The organism is Pontibacter sp. H249 (genome assembly GCF_037892465.1).
Taxonomy (GTDB): domain Bacteria; phylum Bacteroidota; class Bacteroidia; order Cytophagales; family Hymenobacteraceae; genus Pontibacter.
Map to the genome: position 1 here is coordinate 479,035 of NZ_JBBKTR010000001.1, position 24,856 is coordinate 503,890.

The window sequence follows — 24,856 nt, forward strand, 5'->3', positions numbered from 1 at the left end:
CTTAGAGGGTGTCAAGTTGCAAGTTAACAAAACCTACCTAAAGATGCATTCTGGCAGCGACAATAAGCTTAACTAAAAAGCATTTGGAGCACAGCTTACTGCCTTATAATGCTGCCGTCTTCCATTTCAATGATGCGGCCACTGCGTTCGGCAAAGCTGGAGTCGTGGGTAACAATCAAGAGCGTCTGGTCATGCACTTCTGTTAACTCCTTGAAAATATCGAAAACCAGATTGCTGTTGTGTGTGTCCAGGTTTCCGGTTGGTTCGTCGCCCATAATAATATGCGGATCGTTGATGAGCGCACGGGCGATAGCTACCCGCTGCTTTTCACCTCCTGATATCTTAAAAGCCATTTTTTGCGCCAGATGTTCTATACCCAATGTCTTGAGATGCTCCATGGCCCGGTGCTCCACTTCCTGATCGCTATACTTGCCTAGTTTCAGGCCGGGCAGCATCACGTTCCGGAGCACTGTGAACTCATTCAGCAAGTAATGAAACTGGAACACAAAACCTATCTTCTCGTTCCGGATACGTGCCAGTTCTGCATCATTTCTGCCTGTCATTAGTTCCTGATCTATGAAAAGCTCACCTTCATAATCTGTATCCATTGTGGATAGGATGTAGAGCAGCGTAGATTTACCGCAGCCTGATTTCCCGATAACCGACACAAATTCGCCCTTCCGTACAGTAAAGGTAATATCGTTTAGTACCTGTACCGTTACCGGATCGTGAAACGATTTGTTGATGCGCTTTGCCTGTAGTATGATGTCGTGCATGTCAGGTATTTATTCTATAAGTTTAGGTGCTCTTCCCTATTCGAGGAAGTAAGCGCACAAAAAAATAAGCCTCTATTAAAGCGGCACTTTCTTCTTTTGCCTTGGCAAAGTATGGAGTCCGTAGTTATTTTATTCCTCCGGCAGTGTTACGACTTATGCATTCAAAGTATAACTCCATCTTCAAAAGCCGTAGACAACTCTCTACTTTCGATTTAATCTTTCGTATCTCCGGTTTTACTTACCCCTGATAATCTCTACAGGATCTACCTTGCTGGCTTTACGAGCCGGAAAGAAACCGGCAAAATAAGTAGTGATCATGGAGAAGGTACCGCCTATAATGTAGAAGAGAGGATCAAAGTTAACAGGGTATGTTTTGATGGTTGGGAGCGCAGCTGTGTTAAACGGAATATTATCAATGATGACAGAGAAAATAAATCCGAAAACTAAGCCTACCACCCCACCAAAGAAGCCAATGCTCAGCGATATCAGCAGGAAAATCCGGTTTACATCGCTACCTGAAAAGCCGGTTGCTTTTAGTATGGCAATAGAATCCATCTTCTCAAAGATCATCATGTTCAGGATGTTGAATATGCCAAAACCGGCTACAACCAGCAGCACCAAACCTACTGCATAGGAAATTAAGGAACGGATGTTACTGCCTGTTTCAAACTGGGCGTTGGCTGTTTGAATATCCTCGGCATCAACTTCAAATTTAGTTGCGTATGCTGCTGCCACAGTCGGCGCCATTTCCAGGTCGTGCAGTTTAACTTGCACATCGGTTATATAACTGGCAGGTTTGCCCAGCAGCTTTTGCGTGGTATTGATGGAGGCATAACTCTGCACCTTGTCTATCTCCTGTATCCCCGACTGAAAATAGCCTACTACCTTTAGCGAAAAGCGCTCTCCCTGTGGGGTTGTTACCTGCACCACATCTCCTATATCAGCCACCAAAATATCGGCGAGGCCTTTGCCAAGTATAATGCTGTTGGCTACATTTTTAACATCTATGGCTCTGCCTGTAGTTACATAATCCTGAAAGTTGAACAGCCGTATTTCCTCCTCCACGTCAATGCCGCTGATGGTGCCGGAAATATCGATGGTGCCTTCATTGTAAAACACCTGCGTGTTTAGTTTTGGCGCCACCCCCAGCACACGCTCATCTTGTTTTACAGCCTGTATAATAGGCCCGCTGTTGTAGATCTCCTGCCGCGAAACACCTGACTTAACAGAACTAATAAAGTTATAGGAACCTCTGAAATCGGAGTGGGTATTGACTGGCTGATTTTCGCTGGGCTTGATCTCGTTGTATAGGCGCACATGCGGTGTACGGTTAAGTATAAGCCCATCAAGCAAATCGTTGAGGCCGTTCATAAAACCAAGCAACGTAATAAACATGGCTATGCTAAACGTTACTCCCACAGCCGCTACCAGCGTTTGCCGCCAGCGGGCCAGCAGCAGCGACTTTGCTATGCCGAATATGAGTTTACTGTTCATCGGGCAGGTTTAAGCAGCACATCTTCTTTTGTAATCCCTTTCACAATCTCTACTTTCTGGTAATCCATTAAACCAGTTTGCACCTGTACTCTATCTTTGCCCTTTGTTAATACATAAGAGCTATCGAGCAGGTATTCGCGCGGTATGGTAAGGGCATCTTTTTTGGTTTGGATGATGATGTTGGCTTCGGTGGTAAGGTTTGGGTAAAGGGCAGGCGGTGTCGTAACAAAGCTGGCCTCCACAGTAAATGAGCGGGTACGCTCGTTCATGGCCGGGTTCACCTTGTATACTTTACCCTCAAATACTTGCCCTTTATAGCTATCCAGGTTCAGGAGCACCAGCTGGCCCGGCTTTACGCGCGCAATATCATACTCATCCACCTGCAGTTCAAGTATAAACTCGTTGGCATCCCCCATTACTGCCACCGGCGTTTGAGGGCTCACCAACTCCCCCTGCTCTTTTAGCACACTGTATACTTTGCCATCTGTTTCGCTTCTAATCGTATAGTCGCCAGACATGGTTTCGCTGATCTGGAGGCTTTTCTGGGATTGCTTTGCGGCAAAGTTGAGCTGTTTACGCAGATCGTTGTAGCGTAATATGGCAGACTTATAAGCCGTTAGTGAGTTTTTGTAATTTAACTCGCGCTGCTCCAGCTCTACCTTTGTTCCTATTTGTTTTGCCCAGAGGTTTCGTTGCCTTACCAGGAGTAGCGAATCAGTTTCTTTTTTGCTGCGGGCCAGGTCTATGGTTTCTTGTGCCTCTTTTAGTTTTTCGGCATTGGCGCTTACCCGGTTATATTCGGCAGCAATGCGGGCATTTTCGGTGCTTAAACGAGCGGCTTCGTTATCTAACTTCATCAGTGGCTCCCCCTTCTCCACTACATCTCCTTCGGTTACCATTATCTGTTGTATCACCCCGCTCACGGTCGGAAAAACCTGGTATTGGTTCCGGCTCTTCACTACACCCGAAGCATATACAGACTCTGTGATATCCTCTACTGTTGGCTGTATCTTTTCTTGCTTACCTGAACAGGAAGCAAGTATAACCAGTAGCAGGGTAATAATAAAGTATGGCTTCATGGGCACAATTTCTGATTTGGCTTTGCCACCGCAAGGTAGTTGCCGCTTTACAATTATCTTATACTTTGATGGCAGTAATTTTGATGATTTATATCATAGATTCAACTATAAGATACGAATAAAAACAGCTGCCTTAAACCGTTAGCTACTACTCGTCGTTGTTTCCAAGGTCAGCATACGGGCAAAGTATAAACCATGATCAAAAACATGCCACAGTCACTCCTGCATCAGCGCATCAAAATGCGTTTGCAGATATACTTTAGGGTCTGTGATCTCTTGCGGGTAATACTTAAGCATGTAACGAAGTATAGTATTTTGCTGCCGAAATAGCCCTATCGCGTGGGTCGCGCACAATGTATACTTTCTTATTGAAAAGGGTAAACAACTCATCGCTGCGCTTGCAGATAAGTGAGTGCGTCCAGACGTGATTCGTTTGCGTGATGTAGTTTTCTATATCCACCACAGGCATTCTGTAAATGCTGCTGATGCGATAGCTGTACTGCAGATCCGTTACATCCAACACATCTATACTTGCTTGACTGGGGTAGTTCAGGTCCCACTCTTTTGCCAACGTATAAATCGGCTGCTTCTGGATAAAACTGGTAGTGTCGGCACCTGTTTTATCCAGTAGCTGCTGCAAGATATGGTAAAGCCAGAAATTGCCGCACTTTGGTGCCCCTGCCCTGCAGTTTTTTCATAAGTGTATCGGTTTACTTAGGCAGCTATACGGGTGTTGAAATTATACTGATGCCGCAAGTTTAAGGCAGCGTAGCTTGTGGTTATACTTAGCTGCAGTTTGTAACTGCTTTACTTTGAAAATGTAAGAACCGTAATGGCATTAGCAATACTCTATTCTATGGCGATTATAAATTAACCCACCCCTACCCCAAAGAGAGTAATCCACACATTATAAATTTTCTGCTCCCGCAGAAAGCTTTGCAAACTGGCATCATTCTAAACCACAAGTTGCGCTCAAGTTAAACTTGCGGCGTAACAAGTCCTTCAAACCCACAACGCAACAGCAACAATTGGGGTACACATATAGCAGCGAAAGTATAAGCTATGAAAAACATTTACCCTTTCCAGCCTAAAGTAAGCTATGCCCAGCGAAAGCAGCAGATGCAGCAGGAGCCGAGCCTAGTTTGGTTTACTGGGCTCTCTGGCTCAGGTAAAAGCACATTGGCGTTGCGACTGGAGCATTACCTTTTTATCCGGGGCTACAAAGTATACTTACTCGATGGCGATAACATGCGTAGCGGCCTGAACAGCGATTTAAGCTTTACCGATACAGACCGGAAAGAAAACATACGACGTGTGGGAGAAGTAGCCAAACTAATGCTGGATGCAGGCCTGGTGGTGATCTGTGCGTTTATCTCGCCTTTTGAGGAGAAAAGAACTTTGGTAAAAAGTATGGTTGGCAAAGACAGGTTTACTGAAGTTTTTGTGAACTGCTCCCTACACGTTTGTGAAGCACGTGACACCAAAGGTTTATACTTAAAAGCAAGAGCTGGTCTGCAACCAAACTTTGAAGTAAAAACCGACCAGGAAAGTATAGACGAATCGGTGCACAAGCTAATTAATTACATAGAACCGCTGCTACAGGCAAAACCTCAGACTACGGTAGCTGTATAAATCTTACATAGATACACATCAAAAATGCAGCAAGACCTAACACCTCCCATAGCCATAGGGCAACTCCTGGAAATAGCCCGCTTTGCTGCCATACATGCAGGTAAGGCAATAATGGAGGTATACTTGTCTGGCAACTTTAACAAAACAATAAAAGCAGATAACTCTCCACTTACCCTAGCCGACAAAGCTGCTCATGAAGTGATTATAAATCACCTGCACCACACTAACTTGCCCATACTTTCGGAAGAAGGGTTTCATGCGGATTATACTTCTAGGAAGAACTGGGAATGGTATTGGATGGTAGATCCGTTGGATGGAACCAAAGAGTTTCTGAAGCGGAACGGAGAGTTTACGGTAAACATCGCACTGATGCGGAAAACCACGCCGGTTGCAGGTGTGATATACGCCCCTGTTTTAGATACTTTATACTTTGGTGCTGCTGGAACAGGTGTATTTAAAGAAGAGAATGGTAAGACAAGATCGTTGGAGCCACTCAAACTAAGTATCAAAATAGAAGCGCTTTTGCTCAGGCCAGAAGTAACGGTTATTGCCTCCAGATCACACCTAACACCAGAGACGATTAAGTTTACAGAGCAGTTTCGCAAGGTGGAGTTTACCACTATGGGCAGCTCTCTTAAGTTTATGTTGCTGGCCGAGAACAAAGCAGATATCTATCCCCGCTACGCTCCAACCATGGAGTGGGACAGTGCCGCAGCCCACGCCATACTTCGGGCACTAAACCGGGGAGTATACCACACAGACCTGCAGTCGGAGCTTGTGTACAATAAGGAAGATTTGCTTAACCCCTCTTTTATCGCTTTCTGAGTTTACCCAATCATGCAGGCGGCTACGGTGGCTCTGCTTGTTTCATCTATAAGTATGGCTCCACCATTCTCCCGCAGTTTTTGGTAAGCAACATGAGGCAACGGAGTAGCTGTTTTTATACTTGCTTTTACAATATCATTCCGCAGTGCCTGCCCCGGCTCCGGTTCCTTCTGTAGCGTTTCCACGTTAATGCAGTACTGCAGTTGCGTTACCATAGCTTTTACGGTGGTGCTGTTTAGTTGCAGCAGATATTTGTTTCCGGACAACAGTGGCTTCTTATCCATCCAGCACAACAGCACCTCCAATTCCTGGCTCAAATTTGGCAGACTTTCCTGCTTCACGATCACATCGCCAGGCTAACATCCACGTCATCAACTAACTCCACAACTATACTTTGTGGAGCAAATGCTTCTTCCACCTCTTTTCCCTAACTGCTATACCTTTAATCCTGCTTTGCACACCCGACGGAAATATGGTTACGGCCTCGCCTTCACGATAAATGCCACTGATAATTTTACCTGCATAGCCTCTGTAATCGGGCAGCTTCTGTGTCTGTATTATGTACTGCACCGAATCCTTACCCTCCGAAAACAGCAGCACCGGCTTCTCAAATTGCCCTGCCACCTCTCTTAAAAAATGAATCGCCTCCGACTCCAGTTGCTCCAGGTAATCGAGTTTATACTTGCTCATACATAACCTTAAAGATGAAAGCTGCCTTTGTTTACTGCTGTTGCTACGGCTCTCCATACTTACGGCGCAGGGTGTGTACATTTAAATTATATGGCACAACAAGTATAGGATTTAAGCTATTTTACCAGGTTTTTCTGATGGATAATTTATACCTTGTCCCGAACAGCTAATACGGCCCCAAAGTGTAGCTGTGAGGTACCCTATTTAGGTAAAACCGAAGTATAGATTAACAAACACAGTTCGCTATGACGACAGATCAGACCCCACGCTTACCCTCTATTCTGGACAACGATTTTTATAAGTTTACCATGCAGCACGCCGTGGTGAAGCTTTTCCCGAGAACAAAGGCACGTTATAAGTTTATAAACCGGGGCAAGCACTCCTATCCGGCTGGTTTTGCAGAGGCGCTTCGTAAAGCTGTAGATGCCATGGCTGACTTGCGCTTGACTAAAGAAGAAAAGGACTATCTAGCCGTTACCTGCCCTTACCTTGATCCTACGTACCTGGACTTTCTGCAGGGCTACTGCTACGACCCTTCGGAAGTAAGTATAAGCCAGGAGGGCGATCAACTGCATCTTACTATCGAAGGTTACTGGTACCGCACTATACTTTGGGAAGTGCCCCTGATGGCGCTAGTGTCGGAACTGTTTTACCCACTGAGCAAGCTGGAGCGTGCCGATGATGAAAGAGTGATAAGTGTTGGTCGTGAAAAAATCGAAAAGTATAAAGAGTTAGGAGTGATCATAGCTGAGTTTGGCACCCGCCGCCGCCACTCTTACCAGGTACATGAGTTAATTGTGCAAACACTTAAAAAGTATGGCACTGGCAGCTTTGTAGGGACCAGTAACGTGCACCTGGCACGTGTGTACAACGTGAAGCCGATTGGTACGCACGCCCACGAGTGGTTTATGTTTCATGCGGCACGCTATGGGTTTAAAATGGCCAATACGCTGGGGCTACAACATTGGGTGCAGGTATACCGCGGCGACCTAGGCATTGCCCTCTCCGACACGTACACTACCGATGTCTTTATGAACCAGTTCGACAAGATGTTCAGCAAACTATTCGACGGTGTACGACACGACAGCGGCGACCCAATCGAGTTTGCACAGAAAATTATCAGTCACTACGAACGTATGGGCATCGACCCGCGCTCCAAAACCATCGTTTTCTCGGATGCACTTAACTATAACAAGGTGGCTCGTATTGCCGATTTCTGCAAAGGCAAAATTGGTATCTCTTTTGGTATCGGCACAAACTTTACCAACGATGTAGATCTTACTCCGATGAACATGGTTATTAAAATGACAGAAACCCAACCGGAAGGCCTGGAGTGGATGCCGGTCGTAAAACTATCTGATGAACGTGGCAAGTACACAGGTAAGGAAGAAGTAATACAGCTGGCAAAGACGATTTTGAATATTGAGTAAGATTTAATTTTGCTGCCTTAGATTGATGTAAATCAATTTAAGGCAGCAAACCCACCCCTAACACCTCCCAAGAGGGGAACTACATGCACAAGTAAAATGCTTGGAAGGGGTTAGGGGTAGGTAAATCATCAGTAGAAACTTAACCTGCAACTAGAGTTACTGAAGTAGCCCACGCACAGCTAAACTTTACTATTACCTTATTTATTAAAACACTATGAAAGCACTTTTGCTGATTGACATACAGAACGATTTTATACCTGGCGGTGCATTGGCAGTACCAGAAGGTGACCAGATTATACCGTTGGCCAACAAGCTTCAAGAAAGATTTGACCTGGTAGTAGCTACTCAGGATTGGCATCCGGCCAATCACAAAAGCTTTGCTTCTAACCACATAGGCAAGCAGGTTTTTGAGACAACAGTGTTGCAGGGCCTGGAGCAGGTACTGTGGCCTGACCACTGTGTGCAAGGCACAGCAGGAGCAGAATTCTGCACCACGCTTGACATGAATAAAGTTGAAGCCATTTTCCGGAAAGGCATGAACCCGGAGATTGACAGCTACAGCGGCTTCTACGACAATGGTAGGTTAAAAACGACAGCGCTGGCTGATTTTCTTCGCAGCAAAGGAGTAACAGAAGTATACCTGGCAGGCCTTGCTGCAGATTACTGCGTATACTTTTCGGCAAAAGACGCACTACACGAAGGCCTTAGAGCCACTATTATAGAAGACGCAACCCGCCCTATTGATTCAACTGGTTTTGAGCAAGCCAAAGCTGACTTACTAAGCTGTGGTGGAAGTATAATCTATAGCAGTAGTTTGCTGTAGAACATTATGTCATTCCGAACTTGAGTGAAAATCTAAACTATTGCAGGGTCATGAAAAGCTCCAGACTTCTCACAGCCACGCTGGTCCTTTTCGACTCTCGTCTCAGGCATGTTCGAAATGACAGCTTTAACCACTACTCCACTACCGGCAGCAGCTCCGGGTTCTTCAGAAACTCCTCATCCGTCAGTGTTTTCAGAAACTGGATGATACTTTCTTTTTCTGCTGCTGTTAAGGGTATCCCTAACCTCCCATGTTGCTGTAGTTCTGGTGCCAGGGTGGCAGATTGTATTATGCCCGAAGTATAATGTTCCAAAACCTGATCCAGGGTATCGAATCTGCCATCGTGCATGTAAGGAGCCGTTATAGCAATGTTGCGGAGCGTTGGAGTTTTATACTTTCCGATATCCTTTGGTAAACCGGTAATTCGGCCTCTGCCAAATTCCATCGCCTCGTTAGCCTCCGAATAAGTGTTGTCCAGACCGTTGTTGTGGTATTGGTTATCTGTAAAAAAACCGGAAGTATGGCAAGTGCTGCAATTTTCCTTAAACAACACTAATCCCTTTAACTCTGGTTCTGAAAGTGTACCGCCAGCCTCATTGCGCACATACTTGTCGTAACGTGAGTTGCCTGAGATAATAGTACGCTGGAACTGTGCCAGGGCTCTTCCGATGGCTGCTGAAGTTATACTATCGGTTCCAAAGGCTTTCTGGAACAGCACTGGATACTTTTTGTGCTGCTGTAACTTCTGTGCCAATTCTTTCAGGTTTTGCCCCATCTCGTCGGGGTGCGTTAAAGGCCCGAAGCTCAGCGATTCAAGGTCTTTGGCACCACCATCCCAGAACAGCCCCTGCATCCAGGCTACATTTGCTAATGTGGGCACGTGCCGCAACAAAGGTTTACCCGAAACACCTGCTGTAGATAGTGCGGCTCCGTCTGTGAAAGCTTTTTCGGGCTGGTGGCAACTGGCGCAGGATACCTTACCGTTTTTGGAAAGTATAGGATCAAAGAAGAGCATGCGGCCCAGCAGCACTCCCTCTTTTGTGGTAGGGTTGCGTTCAGGAGATGGTACGCTGGCAGCAAGATTAGACGGTACAGCAGGGTTATACTTTTCTACTACAGGCTCAGCTACTATCAGCTCCGCTTTGTCGCAACTTGCCAGCCCTGTTAGGCTACAATAAACCAGCAAAGTATAAATCCAATTGTAACGCATCCTTTTTAAGGTCAAGTTATTTAACCTCCACCACTTTCAGAAAGCCATTGCTATAGTTCTCGGCAATCATACTTGGCCCTGTACCGTGGCCACCTGTGTTCATCACATCAAAGTCGATCAGGTTTGGCCCCTGGAACAACTCATTTACATCCGCCAGAAGTACCAGGTTATACTTTGGTTTGGTGCGTACGTCCACAGCCTGCGGCAAATCCAGCGTAATGGTTTTATAATTCGCATCGCCGCCTACATGAAATACAAGGTTGCCGCTTCGGGTATCGCCGGTATAAGGCCCAACCAAAGTCAGAAATTTATAGCCTGTGTCCCAGTCCCAGGCCATTTCGTTGCTCGGGTCGAGGTCGCCGTACTGGTCTGTAGAGAGGTTGCGGGCCTGGTCTACGCCAATCGAAAGTTCCAGTTTGTTATACACACCCGCCGGCACGTCCTTCAGTTCAAAAGAGCTTTTGCCGCCCTGCGCAATCAGGTGGTAACTGTCAGGCTCCATAAACACAGTTTGGCCATCCTGGCTTAGCAGCTTTATGTTGCTGATGTAGTATTTAAAATTGCTGACAGCGTAGGTATCTCCTGCTGGGCTGGTGTAAGTCTTATCTTCTAACTCAAGAGACTCGGTGCCTACCATGTTCTGTATTTCCAAGGCTACCGTACCAAGTGCATTGTTCTCATCATCGTCTGAGCAGGCAGAAAAAGATATAACAGCAAGGCAGCCGAAAAGCAGGTTTAAAGCAGTCTTTTTCATAAGGGTTACTATTTAAAGGGATCTGAGAATCGTTTGTCTTTTGTAAACGTGGTGTCGGTGAGGGTATGTAGAAAAGCGATGACTTTACGCTTTTCCTCTTCTGTGATCATGAGTGTTTTGCCACCTACCTCGTTCGTTGCCTCTACTATAAGCGGAGAGATATTAGGACTGTCGTACTGCATGTGATCATTGTAGTGATTCAGCACCTCCTCCAGGGTTTTAAAGCGGCCATCATGCATATAGGGAGCCGTAAGGGCAATGTTGCGCAGCGATGGTGCTCTGAATAAACCGTTATGCCGTGAATTTCCGGTTATATCGCCCATACCATTATCCTTCAACACAGCATCCAGGCCATTATTATGGAAAGTTTGCATCGAAAGCAGCGTGCCGCCGTGGCAATCGCCGCAGTTGGCTCCGCGTAAACCCTCGCCTGGCTCAGGGTGTGTCAGGAACAGTTTCATACCTTCTACTTCGTCAGGAGTAAGGGCTTCCTGCTTTAACAGGTAACGATCGTAGCGGGAGTTGCCTGAGATAAGTGTTCGCTGGAACTGTGCCAGCGCCTTCAGCAGATTATCTTCTGTGATAACATCTGAACCAAAGGCTTTTTTGAACATAGGCGGATACATGGCTGTAGCCTGCAGCTTCTGCACCGCCCCAGATAAACTCTGGTGTAGTTCCACTTCATTCTCGATGGGTATGCGTGCCTGTTGCTCAAGGCTTGTGGCGCTGCCGTCCCAGTTAAGTTGGTTTATCCAAAGCAGGTTGGCCAACGACATGGCGCTGCGCCGGTGCGGTTTGCCTTGTATGCCCACTGCCAATGCCCTGCCATCGGTAAAGGCTTTGTCCTGCTGGTGGCAGCTGCCGCACGACATGGTGTTGTTACCCGAAAGCTTTTTCTCGTAAAAAAGGAATCTGCCCAACTCCACTCCCTCTTCTGTGGTCGGGTTATCAGCAGGTATTTGAAGATTTTGCGGAAAAGTGCTTGGAATAGAAAACTTATAGGGCGTTGGCTCTTTTGTCTCCACTTTTGGAGTAGTTTCTTCGTCGGGTGAGCAGGCCAGAAAACTGGCAGTGCAGACGGTTAGTAGCAGGTAACGTAGCAAAGTCATACTAGTAAAGCCTTCTATTTATGGGGTAACGTAAATCTAACGATTCTATATATAAGAACATGGCCTGTAGCTAAACATTTAGCTTTGGAATTGCTGGTATAGAAAGCAATTATTTATACTTGAGTTGCCCCTGATGGTTGCGTATACTTAAGCTAAAACAACACATTTATACTTTTGTTGATCCTACCCAAAATATATACTTTGTAAACAACCTGCACCTGCCAGGCAAAACAGCCGCTGCTTTTGATCAAAATATATTTAACTTTAAGTATGATAAGTCTCAGTAAAGCAAAAAGTATAGCCGCATTGGCACTACTGGCAAGCACCCTCTTCTCCTGCCAGAACACACAGAAACAAACAGACCAGCGCGAGTACGACCTACTGATAAAGAAAGCCCTGATCGTGGACGGAACCGGCGAAGAGCCATACTTTGCCAGCCTGCTCATTAGCGGCGACTCCATTGCAAAAATAGATAAGGATACTGCAGCTGCTTACATTGCGAAGAGAACTATAAATGCCAATGGAATGGCAGTAACGCCTGGTTTTATAGACACGCACGCTCACGGAAACCCTATGAAAACGCCGGAATTCCGCAATTTCCTGGCAATGGGTGTTACCACTATTTTCCTGGGGCAGGATGGCACCAGTCCATACTTTGAAGACATGAACGTATGGATGGACTCTGTTGAACTGGTAAAACCATCGGTGAATGTGGGCATGTTTGCAGGGCACAATACGTTGCGCATGATGTCAGGTGCAAAGTATGATTCTATTCCATCCGAAGAGCACATGGCAAATATGGAAAGGCTTTTGGCCAATGCCCTGGATGCAGGCTGCTACGGTATGACCACCGGCCTGGAGTATAACCCCGGTTACTATGCCCAAAGCGAAGAACTGAACAGGCTGGCCAAAGTGGTAGGCGAGAAAAATGGTATGATTATGAGCCACATGCGCAACGAGGATGATCAGTTTGTGGAGGCATCTATCAAAGAGCTGCTGGTGCAGGGCAAATACTGCCCGGTGCATGTATCGCATATTAAGGTGGTGTATGGCAAAAGCAAGGAACGTGCTCACGAAATACTGCAACTACTCGACAGCGCCAGAACCAGCGGCACCAAGGTAACAGCAGACTTTTACCCTTACACAGCAAGTTATACTACTATTGGTATACTTTTCCCGGAATGGGCTAAGCAGCCCTACGATTACAGGGAGGTGGTGCGCACCCGCCGTAACGAACTAGCCACTTACCTGCGCAACAGGGTAAACCTGCGTAATGGTCCGGAGGCTACGCTTATCGGCTCCGGAAAGTATAAAGGAAAGAACTTAGCTCAAATTTCAAAGGAACTGAACAAGCCATTTGAAGATGTGCTGATAGATAACATTAACCCATACGGTGCTGATGGCGCATACTTTATCATGAACGAAAGCCTGCAGGAGGAATTCCTGAAAGACCCTTACGTGATGATCTGCACCGACGGCAGCCCTACCATGAGCCACCCCCGCAGCTTCGGCGCCTTTGCCAAGATCATCGAAACGTATGTAGTAAATAAAAAGCTGCTTACGTTGCAAGAGGCTATACGCAAAATGTCCGGACTATCTGCCCAAACACTCGGGGTAGACAAGCGCGGCTTTATCAGGGAGGGCTTTAAGGCAGACATCTTAATCTTCGATCCGAAGGCTGTAAAAGAGCATGCCACCTTTGATAACCCGATGCAACTGTCGACAGGTTTCCAGTTTATACTTGTAAACGGGCAAGTGGTGAAGGAAGGCGAAAAGTATAGTGATGAAAGGAATGGGGTGATGTTGAAGAAAGGTGAATTTTAATTGTTGATTGTTAATTGTTAATTAGCAACACAGGGGCCAACCACCCCTGCCCCTCTCCCGAAGCAAGTCCGGGATCTTCGACTTGTCTAAGGAGGGGAGTTTTACTTACTGTTTCATCTGCTATCACCATAGCTACTTTCTTATCTTTTGTCATCCTGTGAAGGACCTTGGTTCAAGGGAGGTTAAGCCTTTGCTATTACACACCCCTACCCCTCTCAAGAGGGGAATTCCTGTAATGCCAGAATTGCTTTTTTTAAACATGAAGAAACAGGGTGATTTGACCCGGTGCTACAGATAAATCTCTGTAATCTATAAAATCCCTTTAATCACCGGTCAACAATCCCACCAATCAATCTAATCCCCCTTGATCCGCGGTCTCGTCCACATAAACCCGCAACTTTTTGTATACTTTGTGTAACTCCTTTGGCGGGAAGTGCGCATTAAGTCCGCTGGGGTTTGGCAATACCCATAGTTTTGTATCCCCGATAGCCTGCTCTTGCAAACCAACAACGGCCGACGCTTTGCCAAAAGCTACCCGATAGGCTGATATGCCTAACAGCGCCAGCACTTGCGGCTGGTACTCAATTACCTTTTCTACCAGGTTTATGCCACCCTCAATCAACTCAACTGATGATAACTCAGCAGCATTGCCTGTCGCCCTGTCTACGATGTTGGTAATCCCATAGCCAAGTTCCAGGAGCATTTCGTCTTCTTCGGGCCTGAATTGCCTGGGCGTGAAACCGGCAGCATGCAAAGCCGGCCAGAAACGGTTGCCGGGGCGTGCAAAGTTATGTCCTGTGAAAGCTGTGTAAAGGCCGGGGTTAATACCGCAGAAAAGGACTTTGAGATCCGGGGCGATTATATCAGGTATAATTTGGCCCGAGGCAGCAGCCAGTTGGTCTTTGGTTGGTCTTTTTAGCATTTGCATAACTCTCTTTTACTGGCTTAATGCTCATACAGTTATAATTTTAACTAATTACACAGGCTCATTCAAACAGAATTAGAGGTTTTATCAGAATAGTTTATCTTCATACTTCTTGCTGATGCTCCTGCTCAAGCGTGACATCTGTAATACTACAGCTTACTGCAGATAAAAATGATAACAAACCTATAACAAGTATAAAGCTACTAACACTCTTAACTTTAGTAAATACACTTCACAAACCAATGCATTTCCGTAAAAGATATACATGGAGCTTTTGATCGGAAACGGCGACACCAGGCTGTATACTTATACTTACCCAAACAGCGACAAAGAAACTATACTGATGCTGCACGGTGGCCCTGGTGTGCCTGACGGGTTGGCACCAGTGGCAGAATACCTTAGCAAGAACTACCAGATTATTACCTTTCACCAACGGGGCACACTAAACTCTCCCTGCTATTCCGAAGACTACACCATCAGCAGCTACATTTCCGATATAGACGCTATTGCCACACATTTTGAGCTGGAGGCATTCCACTTGTTCGGCCATTCGTGGGGAGGTTTGTATGCCCAGCTGTATGCCGAGCAAAGTATGTTCAGGCTACTAAGCCTTTTCCTGTGCAGCCCTGCATCGGGCACAGGTAAGCAATGGCGCGAAATGGGATTAGAGGTAGCAAAGTATAACAAGAAAAAGAGCACAAGCCAGGAGTGGTTCTCGATGCTAAAAAACGCTACGTTTGGATTTTTGGGAAGTGACAAAGGCTATGAAACCTTCTTTACGCAGTTCTGCCTGAACTGCAATAAGGGTTACCAGGTAGAGAACCCGGTTCCGGTATTGGTAAACCACATTTATGCCAAGCCAATAAACCGAACTAACCTAACCCTGCTGTTTTACCACAAGTTGGAACAGTATGCTCCGCCTGAGTTAAAGATTACTGTTACCTATGGCGATGATGATATATTCGGGGAGAGCACAAAGTATGTAAAGGAGCGGTTACCTTCAGCTACATTTCATACAATTGCAGATACAAGTCATTTTTCGTGGTTGCAGAATAAAGCAGAGTTTTTCAGCATACTAAACGAGCACTATGGTATATTATAATGTAGAAATTTATCTACCATTTATCGTTACTCATGTGCATTTGTAATAAAGAATTTGCCTGTTTTAACACTATCTACCAGGTCTTGTATAGATTTGGAACGGAACACCTTGAGCAGGTGATCTCGGTAAACAACAATATCGTTGTGCAGCGGACACGGATGAGTGCCAGAACATTCTTTCATGCCCATGCCGCATTTCTTAAAGGCTTCAAGCCCATCGATGTTGCGTACCACATCCAGAATGGTTAACTCAGATGCAGGTTTGTGCAGATAAAAGCCACCCCCAGGGCCTTTTAAAGACGCGATCACACCTTTGCGTACCAGGTCCTGCAGAATTTTTGCTGTAAAAGGTTGGGGTAAATCCAGTTCTTGGGCTACCTCCTTAATACCTACTTTATGGCCTCCCTCGTTATGTAGCGCGATGTATACAATGGCTCTAAGGGCGTACTCAGTTGTTTTGGATAACATGCTTTCTATAATTTTAACACAAATACGGCCGCGAAGTTAGGATATTCTATTTAGCTGACTCATCCCTTCTTCTGTTATCATATCCGTAGTCCACATCGGTGTCCAGACCAGTTCTACTTTCACGTCCAGGTTCGGGAAACGCCTTAGCAAAATCTGTTCTGCTGCCGTTACAATTGTACCGCTCATGGGGCAACCAGGAGTGGTCAGAGTTAAGTCAACATGCAGGTTATCTTCTTCAAGGCTTACTTTATATACCAATCCCAGGTCCACAATGTTAATCCCGATCTCAGGGTCTATAATATATTTAAGAGTTTCGAACGCTTCTGGTCCGATCTCCTCAGGCGTTTGCTTTTCCATAGGTAAGTGGTTTTAAGTTGTGTGCTTTGTGCAGTAGCATTTGAAACACATTTACTGTGTAAAGTATGGCTGTTATGGTAAAGACGATGGCCCCGGCAAGTATAATCTGTTGCTCCCGCAGCAGCACTCCGGCCATCAGTACTACCAATCCTCCCAGGTAAAAAATATTCTGCCAGCGCAGCAACGAATGGCTGTACATATCCTTTGGCAAAGGTGTTTTAAAGCGCCCCACGTGGTTCTCGTAAGCGTGCATCCATACAATAAAGGGCAGCGTTTTAAATGTTTGCCCAAGTATAAGCGCCGATACAAATCCCAGGAACACCGAGATACCATACACCAGGTAAATAGAAGAGAGCAGTTGTTGCGGCAGGTTCAGGTTGCTGCTCACCACAAACAGCAGTATCAGCGGCAGGAGAAGTATAGCCAAGGCCACAAATGTCTGCTGCATGCCCAGGTCAATTTCTTTGCGTTGCATGGTGTTCTTTGCATCGCGCAGGTAAAGTATAAACATGCCCACACCCACCGTTACCAGTACGCCATAAAGCGGCAGTAACTTCGTCTGCACCAGCATATGATCGAAAATGAACAGCACCAGCCCCGCATTGATGAGGTTATAAGCCCAGTTCAGCTTTTTGGAATCTTCGGGGTGCGCGAGTAAAAACATCGGGATCAGCTTTGCTCCTACGCCTATGATCAGCAGCAGAAACCAGCCGGCCATACCAATGTGTGCGTGTAGCTTCAGGTAATGTACATGATCTAAAGGCAGGAACGGGAATGTAAAGTTTACAGCCATCAGCAATCCAACAATGCCCGTTACCAAAAGCCAAATTCCGGAAGTAACTATAAAATCAGCCTCTATGGTCCATTTGGGTGCTTTACGAGCCGTCTGGATGACGTTGATATTAAAAAGTATAAAGGCTGCAACCAGGGCGCAGGCCGCAGCGTGCATAGTCCAGCCCAGTTGGAAATTCCAGAAAGAGTAGCTTAAAAGTATGGTGCCTGTTCCTAACAACCCAAAGGTATAAACCGCCAGTTTTTCGCTGTACAGTTTGCAGTCCAGCACTACGGGCAGCAGTTGGTATAAGGCTCCGAAAATGATCATGGTAGCCCAGCCCAGCACCGCTACGTGGGTAAGTGTTAACAGCTTGGGATGAAAATAATGCCCGCTAAAGGCATCGGTAGAGAAAAGCAGCAACACGCTAAGCGCCAGAAAAGCCAAAGCGGCAAAGGCATAATGCGGCAGCACTACCCATTTACCCGGCGAGTTAGATGTGGTTGCAGCACTCATGGCTAATTTTCTTTATAAATAAGCAGGTGAACTTCGTGCGGACCGATCTCCTTGATGGCAATGCCACAACCGCGTTCCTGCAGCTTTGGCAACAGGAACTGAGGTACCTTTCTGTGCGTCACGTGTAGTGCCTCGCCGGCAGGCAGCGTTTCCAGTTCGCCTAGGATCGCTATCATGGGTTGGGGCATTTCCAGGTGGCGCACGTCAAGGTATCTAAGTCTGCCCTCATAGTCGTTCACCATAACATCAAAATCTTTTTTAATTGGCCTGGTATCAGCAGCTGCTTTAACAGTTGCGTTTTCCAGCCAGAAGTATGTGTGTAACAGTTCCGGGCTCAGTACTTCTACAAAAGAGGTATAGCCTTTCTTCTGAAGTATAGAGATCAGCGGAGTAGGCTCAAACGTATTTATCAGCAGCAGTGCATTGGTGTTGTTCACCTGCCCTACGGCATTCATTATCTTTAAAAATGGGTCGTTGCCAGTAGCAATGTCTTCGCAAACATCCAGCGTAAGTATACTTTCCTGTAGTAGCTGTTTCAGGTAGGCTGGTTTTTCTGCTGTGCTAACAGCCTGCTTTTGCGCTGCATTTGTTTGAGTCGATTTTAGGGTAAAGCCAAGCGGCTCCAACCTTTTGTAAAACTCCTCTTCTGTGCAGCCGCCAATTCTGGCAGCATCGGCAATAGTTACTCTTGGTGCCAGAATTTTACGCAGCAATGGGTTTCGCAGCTTCTCAAAATGCCTGTTTATAGAGGCAATGGCTTCTATAGACGCAGGGTTGGCTTTAAGTATAGCCGATATTTTAGTGTTTGCTGCGATTTCCATGGCTAAGCTGCTGTTACAGGTTTTGTCCAGAACTCAGGGGTGAAACCATCAATTCTTGGCTCATGCTTATGTTCCAGCAATTTGCCTGTCAGTTCCAGTTCATCATTCCTGACCACTGCCTGTAAGTATGGAAACAGTTCACGCTCTTCCCAACGGATGTGGTCTACCAGGTCTTGCTGCAAGGTGTTAAACAATGCTGCACTCAGCCTTTTACCTTCACAGATCACAGCGATTATCTCGTGCAGCAACCTGTGCTCCTCCTTTAAGCGAATTTGTGCCGTATCGTTGGCTGGCAGTACCCGGTTCAACAGCCATTCTTCCTCCTGGCAATGCTCTTTCAGAATGTTGTTCCAGAAATAGCTGACATAATTGCCCATTACTTTCAGGTCGGTGCCATTTTTTAGTCCCTGGCGAATTTTCCAGCAGAACAGCAGTCCAAAATGGTGCTCACGTGAGAGCGGCACTAAACTCTTATCTCGTTTTTGTGGTGTGATAGCCTTTTTCATGGCTTCGGTGGGCATGGCCCGTTTTAATTTTTGACCTCCCCCCAACCCCCTCCTCTTATCGAGGGCCCCTACCCCCAAAACAGGAGGGGGAGCTTTTGCACCCTCCCCTGTTTATAGGGCCGGGCCGGGGTGGGGTAGATTACTTTATCACTTCCTTCTCCAGCTCCAGCGCTTTCGGGAACAGGATGTTATTCTCTAAGTGGATGTGGCGGAAAAGGTCATCTTCAAACTCCTTCAGCTTTTTGAAGGCAACGGTATAGGTAGCGCAGGCATCAGCCGGCAAAGTATAGTTGTTTGTTAATTCACGGATCTTCTCCAGCTCGTTGCCGGCATGCTCATGCTCCATTTCCATCATATTGATCGGGTTTTGGATAGATCCGAAAGCGGCAGGGTCCAGCTTAACTCCGGCTTTCTTAGCCTCATCCAGTTGCTTGATGTATGGGAACAGTACGCGTTCCTCTTTTGGCATGTGCGACTCCAGTTCGTTGGCTACGTTGGTAAAGTGTTTTACCACCTCCAGCAGCTCCGGATGTCGGCTGCCATGCACGCGGGCAATTTTGGTAGTGTATTCGTACAAGGCAGGGATAGCTTCGCGCACATAGGTATGGTGCATGTTCACGATATAGTCTGCCAGAAAGGATGGCTCCCATTTATCGTATTCTGCTTCGCGGGCTTTCTCAGCTTCGTCCATAGCCAGCAGTTCTGCCTCCAGTTCGTCCTGGCTGATGCCTTTTTCAGCACATACCTGCTTCACTGATTTTTTACCGCCGCAGCAGAAATCAATACCGAATTTTTTAAATACCTGTGCTTTTCTGTAGTCTTTGGCCACCAGCTCTCCTACTGTTTCTCCTTCTTCCGGTGTCAGTTTACCGATCATCACCTCCCATACTTCAGGGCCCTGCTCCAGGTACTCCCATTTAAAGGTATTACCACGTTCGCCCAGCAACTGGTAGTACAGCGGCTTTGGGTCGTGGTCGTTGTGTATGATAAAAGCCTCGCCCCCTTTCAGGTTGTCGAACCATTCGAAAATGGTAGGGTGCTTCATGCGCGGTTCCAGAACCGTTACGTCTAGTGTGTTTATTTTTTCTGTGGTTTCCATGTAGTTAAAGATTAAAAGTCTGTACTAAATAACCGTTACAAATGTATAGAGCAGGGTTTACAATAAAAGACACAGAAGTCTTTTATTAAGATGATCTTCGTCATTCTTTAATAGAGGAGTATATGGCACCTTTGAATTCTTCTATCGTTTCTTAAAGTATAAATAAGCTTCTCTGCACATGAAAAAAACCTCTTCACAACGTTCCACAGGTTTAACCATTAACAGGCATTTCACTAAAGCTAAAAAATCAGTTTACAACCAGTTCAACTACGACCTTCGTTCTTCTACCATCCGTAACCCGTCTGGCGAGGTGGTGGCTGAGATAAAGAATGTAGAGGTTCCGGCAGGCTGGTCTCAGATAGCAACAGATATTCTGGCGCAGAAGTACCTGCGTAAAGCGGGAGTTCCGCAGCCTGATGGCGGCACCGGCCCCGAAACATCTGTAAAACAGGTAGTGCACCGCCTGGCAAACTGCTGGAAAGTATGGGGACAGCGATACAGTTACTTTAAAACAGATACCGACGCACAGGCATTTTACGACGAACTGGTATACATGCTGCTGGGCCAGTATGCGGCACCAAATTCACCGCAATGGTTTAATACCGGCTTGTATGAGTCGTATGGACTAAAAGGCAAAGCACAGGGCCACTACTTCGTAGATCCGGCTACCGGTAAGGTAACCCAGTCTGAATCGGCGTATGAGCGGCCGCAGCCACACGCCTGCTTTATACTTGCCGTAGACGACGACTTGGTAAACAAAGGTGGCATTATGGACCTGTGGGTGCAGGAGGCGCGCATTTTCAAGTATGGCTCTGGAGTGGGCACCAACTTCTCCAACATCCGTGGTAAAGACGAAGAACTGGCTGGTGGCGGTACATCCTCCGGCCTGATGTCTTTCCTGAAAATAGGCGACAGGGCAGCCGGGGCCATTAAATCGGGGGGCACTACGCGGCGCGCAGCTAAAATGGTTTGCCTTGATCTGGACCATCCTGAAATTGAAGACTTCATTAACTGGAAAAAAGACGAAGAGAAAAAAGTAGCCGCCCTGATTGCAGCCGGCTATAGCGCAGATTATAACGGAGAGGCTTACCAAACGGTATCGGGCCAGAACTCGAACAACTCGGTGCGGGTACCTAACAGCTTTTTTGAAGCGCTTCACCAGAACACCAACTGGGATTTGAAAGCTCGTTCAGATGGGCATGTGATAAAGTCTGTACCTGCCCGTGAGTTGTGGCGCCAAATTGCCGAAGCAGCCTGGGGCTGTGCCGATCCGGGTCTACAGTTTGATACAACCATTAACGAGTGGCATACTTGTCCGGCCGAGGGACCTATCAGGGCATCTAATCCCTGCTCCGAATACATGTTTTTAGACAACACAGCCTGCAACCTTGCCTCGCTCAACCTGACCAAGTTCTACGACACAGAAAAGCAGCTATTTGATGTTGACGCTTACGAGCATGCCTGCCGCCTCTGGACGATCGTGCTGGATATTTCGGTGCAGATGGCGCAGTTCCCTTCGGAGGCCGTGGCGCAACGCTCTTATGACTACCGTACCATCGGCCTTGGTTATGCTAATTTAGGTGCCTTGTTAATGATACAGGGCTTGCCATACGATAGCGAAGAAGCCAGAAGTATGGCCGCCGCCTTAACAGCGATCATGACGGGTGAGGCTTACAGTACTTCTGCAGAGTTGGCCAAAGTGTTAGGTGCATTTCCAAAGTATGAACTGAACAAGGAGGCCATGCTGCGCGTGATCCGCAACCACAACTATGCCGCCCAAAACACTCCTGAGAAGTATGAAAGCCTATCTATCAAACCCAAAACCTTAGACCCAACCTTTTGCCCGGATTATTTAAATAAGGCAGCCTGCCAGGCATGGGATAGTGCGCTGGCACTTGGCGAAAAGTATGGCTACCGCAATGCACAGGCCTCTGTAATTGCCCCAACCGGTACCATCGGCCTTTTAATGGACTGCGACACCACTGGTGTAGAACCTGATTTTGCGCTGGTAAAGTATAAAAAACTGTCTGGAGGCGGTTACTTCAAGATCATAAACCAGTCTATACCACTGGCGCTGCAAAAACTGGGTTATACTTCAGAAGAAGTGCAGGCTATTGTAAACTACGCCAAAGGCCATGCTTCGCTGCTAAATTGCCCGCACACAAACCCTGAGTCGCTACAAAAACTCGGTTTTACTGATGAGGACCTGGCTGTACTGGAACTTGCCTTGCCAACTGCTTACGACCTGCCTTCTGTGTTCTCTGTTTATACTTTAGGCGGTGCCTTTCTGCAACGGCTTGGCATTGCAGCTGATAAGTATAACCAACCCGACTTTAGCCTGCTCCGTGAACTGGGTTTTACAGCCAACGAGATAGACGAGGCCAACGACTACGTGTGCGGTACCATGACCATAGAAGGCGCCCCATACTTAAAGCACGAGCACTATGCTGTGTTTGACTGTGCCAACCGTTGCGGCAGTAAAGGCAAACGTTTTATACCTGCCGATGGGCACATTTACATGATGGCGGCGGTACAGCCTTTTATATCCGGGGCCATTTCCAAAACCATCAATCTACCAAACGAAACCACGGTTAATGAGGTGGCGCGTTGCTACGAACTGTCGTGGGAAATGGGGCTGAAGGCCTGCTCGCTGTACCGTGATGGCAGCAAGTTATCGCAACCGCTATCTTCGGCCAGCACTACCGCCCAGGAAAAGGCACAGCCAACAGAAACTGAACTGAAAAACCCTACGGCCGAACAGGTATTGCAGGCAGCCAAAGCCATACTTTCCGATGAAAGTAACAAGGCCTTCCGCCAGCAATTAACAGCTATGTTTGAGCGCCGGAAACTACCGGACAAACGCAACGGCTTTACCCAGAAAGCGAAGATAGACGGCCACACGGTTTATATCAGAACAGGCGAGTATACCGATGGTACGCTGGGCGAAGTGTTTATCGATATGTACAAAGAAGGCGCCTCGTTCAGGTCTATACTTAACTGCTTTGCCATTGCCGTGTCGCTGGGGCTGCAGTATGGCGTGCCACTGGAGGAGTTCGTTAACCGCTTTACCTTTACCCGCTTCGAGCCGGCTGGCCGTGTAGAGCACCCAAACATTAAATCATCTACCTCGGTGTTCGATTACCTGTTCCGGTTGCTGGGTTACGAATACCTGGGCAGAACAGACTTGGTACATGTGCACCAGGAAGAGCCCGAGATCATGAAAGAAGAACCTACGGCGCTTGCTACTACAGACCCTGCTGCTGAACTTACTCAACCTGCAAATGGTAGTATGTACAAGGTGGTAACCCAAAGCCGGACCTTGCTGATGGAACAAACGCAGCAGGTACTGGCCAACATGATGGGTGATGCCCCGATCTGCAACGTTTGCGGCCACATTACCATCCGCTCCGGCACCTGCTACAAGTGCCTGAACTGCGGTAATAGTTTAGGGTGTAGTTAGGACCGGTGATTAAGGGGGATCTTGACCACAGATTAATGGGGATTTTATAGATTTGAAGGATTTATCTGCAGTACTTGGTCCAACCACCCCTGCCCCTCCTTAACCAAGGAGGGGAGTCTGCTATTACTAAAGCTTAAGTATAAGCCCTGTAGTTTATGTTTAACCTCCCTTCCACCAAGATCTTTACAAGATGACAAAAAAGGGGGCTAGCACTATGGTGATGACTGTTAAGGCAGTAAGTAAAATTCCCCGCCTTAGACAAGGAGGGGCAGGGGTGGTTGGACCCGGAGCGGCTGAGTTATTCTTTATCACCCCTAATTGACTTTGATAAAAAGACTAAATTTGAATTATGACACATAACAGAGAGATCATACACTTGGACGATGTAAAGCAATTAGTTGATACCTTTTACACCCGTGTAAGAGCCGACGAGTTGCTGGGCCCGATCTTTGAAGAGCGGATTCAGGATAACTGGGCACGCCATCTGGATATTATGTACCGTTTCTGGCAAACGGTTTTGCTGGGTGAGCTGACCTACCAGGGCAGTCCGGGAAGTAAACACATTACCCTACCTGTAGACGAATCTCACTTTGAAAGATGGTTAGAGATTTTTTACCAGACCATTGATGAGTTGTTTACAGGCGAGAAAGCAGCCGAGGCAAAGTGGCGCGCAGAGCGGATGGCCGAGATGTTCCACTCCAAAATAGAGTACTACAAGAAGAACAAAAGCAGAACAATTCTATAAATAAAAACGAATCTGTTATGAGCCATTGGCAGTACCTGATCAGCATTGCATTTACCTGGACTGGCTTTGTGTGTGCCATCAGCTTTCTGGAAGCCTGGCTTAAATTCAGGGCGCCGGGTGTTACTTTGCCCATTGGTTTAAGTATAGGCCGGCTTATTTTCAGGGCGTTAAATAAAGTAGAATGGTTTTTTGCCTTGGCTGCTACTCTACTGGTTTTTTACGGTAACAGCTACAAACATTCAGAAACAATTTACCTGGCAATTCCCATCCTGCTATTGCTCCTGCAAACTATATGGCTGCTGCCTGCCATGGATAAACGAGCCGAATTGATCATTTCTGGAGCAGAGCTTCCGCGTTCTACCCTGCACTTTTATTACATCGGTGCCGAACTGATCAAAGTAATTTCGCTGGTAATATTTGGTGTGCAGTTGTTCCGGTAG

24 protein-coding genes and 1 pseudogene are annotated in these 24,856 nt (G+C 46.8%); 9 read left to right on the plus strand and 16 right to left on the minus strand.

Annotation, left to right across the window (positions count from 1 at the left end; translation table 11 throughout):
• Positions 1 to 95: 95 nt before the first annotated feature.
• The 4 genes from WG943_RS01850 to WG943_RS01865 all read right to left on the minus strand — a co-directional run bounded on the left by WG943_RS01850 (position 96) and on the right by WG943_RS01865 (position 3,989).
• Positions 96 to 776, minus strand: a complete 681-nt coding sequence (locus tag WG943_RS01850) for an ABC transporter ATP-binding protein (RefSeq protein ID WP_340406452.1) — start codon at positions 774 to 776, stop codon at positions 96 to 98.
• Between the two features lie 234 nt (positions 777 to 1,010).
• On the minus strand, positions 1,011 to 2,270 hold the full coding sequence (locus WG943_RS01855) for an ABC transporter permease (protein WP_340406453.1): 1,260 nt from the start codon (positions 2,268 to 2,270) through the stop codon (positions 1,011 to 1,013).
• Entirely contained in the window at positions 2,267 to 3,349 is a 1,083-nt protein-coding gene (locus WG943_RS01860) for an efflux RND transporter periplasmic adaptor subunit (RefSeq protein WP_340406454.1), read from the minus strand. Before WG943_RS01860 ends, WG943_RS01855 begins: the two co-directional genes overlap by 4 nt.
• A gap of 289 nt (positions 3,350 to 3,638) precedes the next feature.
• A complete protein-coding gene (locus WG943_RS01865; protein WP_340406456.1) occupies positions 3,639 to 3,989 on the minus strand; it encodes a hypothetical protein in 351 nt (116 codons plus the stop codon).
• Between the two features lie 422 nt (positions 3,990 to 4,411).
• Between WG943_RS01865 and cysC the strand changes: the two genes are divergently transcribed.
• Positions 4,412 to 4,981, plus strand: a complete 570-nt coding sequence (gene cysC / locus WG943_RS01870; RefSeq protein ID WP_340406457.1) for an adenylyl-sulfate kinase — start codon at positions 4,412 to 4,414, stop codon at positions 4,979 to 4,981.
• A gap of 24 nt (positions 4,982 to 5,005) precedes the next feature.
• Positions 5,006 to 5,806: a 3'(2'),5'-bisphosphate nucleotidase CysQ gene (gene cysQ / locus WG943_RS01875; protein ID WP_340406458.1), complete on the plus strand. Its 801-nt coding sequence runs from the start codon at positions 5,006 to 5,008 to the stop codon at positions 5,804 to 5,806.
• A 2-nt stretch (positions 5,807 to 5,808) separates the two neighbouring features.
• Here the strand turns inward: cysQ and WG943_RS01880 are convergent, their stop codons facing one another.
• Together WG943_RS01880 and WG943_RS01885 are read right to left on the minus strand one after the other, a co-directional pair.
• Complete coding sequence (locus tag WG943_RS01880) at positions 5,809 to 6,147, minus strand: elongation factor 1-alpha C-terminal domain-related protein (protein ID WP_340406459.1); 339 nt, start codon at positions 6,145 to 6,147, stop codon at positions 5,809 to 5,811.
• A 217-nt stretch (positions 6,148 to 6,364) separates the two neighbouring features.
• Positions 6,365 to 6,496, minus strand: a pseudogene (locus tag WG943_RS01885) (sulfate adenylyltransferase subunit CysD); the annotation flags it as partial.
• Positions 6,497 to 6,741: 245 nt separating this feature from the next.
• Here WG943_RS01885 and pncB point away from each other — a divergent pair.
• Both pncB and pncA read left to right on the plus strand, forming a co-directional pair.
• Positions 6,742 to 7,926 carry a nicotinate phosphoribosyltransferase gene (pncB, locus tag WG943_RS01890; RefSeq protein ID WP_340406460.1) on the plus strand — a complete coding sequence of 395 codons (1,185 nt, stop codon included), beginning with the start codon at positions 6,742 to 6,744 and terminating at the stop codon, positions 7,924 to 7,926.
• Between the two features lie 214 nt (positions 7,927 to 8,140).
• Positions 8,141 to 8,749: a bifunctional nicotinamidase/pyrazinamidase gene (gene pncA, locus WG943_RS01895; RefSeq protein WP_340406462.1), complete on the plus strand. Its 609-nt coding sequence runs from the start codon at positions 8,141 to 8,143 to the stop codon at positions 8,747 to 8,749.
• Positions 8,750 to 8,882: 133 nt separating this feature from the next.
• Here pncA and WG943_RS01900 read toward each other — a convergent pair whose 3' ends face one another.
• From WG943_RS01900 to WG943_RS01910, 3 genes are read right to left on the minus strand one after another with little or no spacing between them, the layout of a single operon-like run.
• Positions 8,883 to 9,974: a cytochrome-c peroxidase gene (locus WG943_RS01900; protein WP_340406464.1), complete on the minus strand. Its 1,092-nt coding sequence runs from the start codon at positions 9,972 to 9,974 to the stop codon at positions 8,883 to 8,885.
• Position 9,975: 1 nt separating this feature from the next.
• Positions 9,976 to 10,713 carry an MbnP family protein gene (locus WG943_RS01905; protein WP_340406465.1) on the minus strand — a complete coding sequence of 246 codons (738 nt, stop codon included), beginning with the start codon at positions 10,711 to 10,713 and terminating at the stop codon, positions 9,976 to 9,978.
• Positions 10,714 to 10,721: 8 nt separating this feature from the next.
• On the minus strand, positions 10,722 to 11,822 hold the full coding sequence (locus WG943_RS01910; RefSeq protein ID WP_340406467.1) for a cytochrome-c peroxidase: 1,101 nt from the start codon (positions 11,820 to 11,822) through the stop codon (positions 10,722 to 10,724).
• A gap of 270 nt (positions 11,823 to 12,092) precedes the next feature.
• Between WG943_RS01910 and WG943_RS01915 the strand changes: the two genes are divergently transcribed.
• On the plus strand, positions 12,093 to 13,646 hold the full coding sequence (locus WG943_RS01915; protein ID WP_340406468.1) for an N-acyl-D-amino-acid deacylase family protein: 1,554 nt from the start codon (positions 12,093 to 12,095) through the stop codon (positions 13,644 to 13,646).
• A 349-nt stretch (positions 13,647 to 13,995) separates the two neighbouring features.
• On the opposite strand, the gene mug is transcribed toward WG943_RS01915, so the two are convergent.
• Positions 13,996 to 14,574, minus strand: a complete 579-nt coding sequence (gene mug, locus WG943_RS01920; protein ID WP_340406469.1) for a G/U mismatch-specific DNA glycosylase — start codon at positions 14,572 to 14,574, stop codon at positions 13,996 to 13,998.
• 262 nt (positions 14,575 to 14,836) lie between these two features.
• Between mug and WG943_RS01925 the strand changes: the two genes are divergently transcribed.
• On the plus strand, positions 14,837 to 15,673 hold the full coding sequence (locus WG943_RS01925; RefSeq protein WP_340406470.1) for an alpha/beta fold hydrolase: 837 nt from the start codon (positions 14,837 to 14,839) through the stop codon (positions 15,671 to 15,673).
• 26 nt (positions 15,674 to 15,699) lie between these two features.
• Here WG943_RS01925 and WG943_RS01930 read toward each other — a convergent pair whose 3' ends face one another.
• The 6 genes from WG943_RS01930 to ric all read right to left on the minus strand — a co-directional run bounded on the left by WG943_RS01930 (position 15,700) and on the right by ric (position 20,211).
• A complete protein-coding gene (locus WG943_RS01930) occupies positions 15,700 to 16,140 on the minus strand; it encodes an RrF2 family transcriptional regulator (protein ID WP_340406472.1) in 441 nt (146 codons plus the stop codon).
• 36 nt (positions 16,141 to 16,176) lie between these two features.
• On the minus strand, positions 16,177 to 16,497 hold the full coding sequence (locus WG943_RS01935; RefSeq protein WP_340406474.1) for a metal-sulfur cluster assembly factor: 321 nt from the start codon (positions 16,495 to 16,497) through the stop codon (positions 16,177 to 16,179).
• A complete protein-coding gene (locus tag WG943_RS01940; protein ID WP_340406475.1) occupies positions 16,478 to 17,785 on the minus strand; it encodes a hypothetical protein in 1,308 nt (435 codons plus the stop codon). Before WG943_RS01940 ends, WG943_RS01935 begins: the two co-directional genes overlap by 20 nt.
• A 2-nt stretch (positions 17,786 to 17,787) precedes the next feature.
• On the minus strand, positions 17,788 to 18,606 hold the full coding sequence (locus WG943_RS01945) for a DUF2249 domain-containing protein (protein ID WP_340406476.1): 819 nt from the start codon (positions 18,604 to 18,606) through the stop codon (positions 17,788 to 17,790).
• 2 nt (positions 18,607 to 18,608) lie between these two features.
• Positions 18,609 to 19,112: a hemerythrin domain-containing protein gene (locus WG943_RS01950; protein WP_340406477.1), complete on the minus strand. Its 504-nt coding sequence runs from the start codon at positions 19,110 to 19,112 to the stop codon at positions 18,609 to 18,611.
• 139 nt (positions 19,113 to 19,251) lie between these two features.
• On the minus strand, positions 19,252 to 20,211 hold the full coding sequence (ric, locus tag WG943_RS01955) for an iron-sulfur cluster repair di-iron protein (protein ID WP_340406479.1): 960 nt from the start codon (positions 20,209 to 20,211) through the stop codon (positions 19,252 to 19,254).
• A 178-nt stretch (positions 20,212 to 20,389) separates the two neighbouring features.
• Between ric and WG943_RS01960 the strand changes: the two genes are divergently transcribed.
• The 3 genes from WG943_RS01960 (at position 20,390) to WG943_RS01970 (ending at position 24,856) form a co-directional block, all read left to right on the plus strand.
• Positions 20,390 to 23,671 (plus strand): vitamin B12-dependent ribonucleotide reductase, encoded by a 3,282-nt coding sequence (locus tag WG943_RS01960; RefSeq protein WP_340406480.1) that lies wholly within the window; start codon positions 20,390 to 20,392, stop codon positions 23,669 to 23,671.
• A gap of 349 nt (positions 23,672 to 24,020) precedes the next feature.
• Positions 24,021 to 24,416: a group III truncated hemoglobin gene (locus WG943_RS01965; RefSeq protein ID WP_340406482.1), complete on the plus strand. Its 396-nt coding sequence runs from the start codon at positions 24,021 to 24,023 to the stop codon at positions 24,414 to 24,416.
• 17 nt (positions 24,417 to 24,433) lie between these two features.
• Positions 24,434 to 24,856: a hypothetical protein gene (locus WG943_RS01970; protein ID WP_340406483.1), complete on the plus strand. Its 423-nt coding sequence runs from the start codon at positions 24,434 to 24,436 to the stop codon at positions 24,854 to 24,856.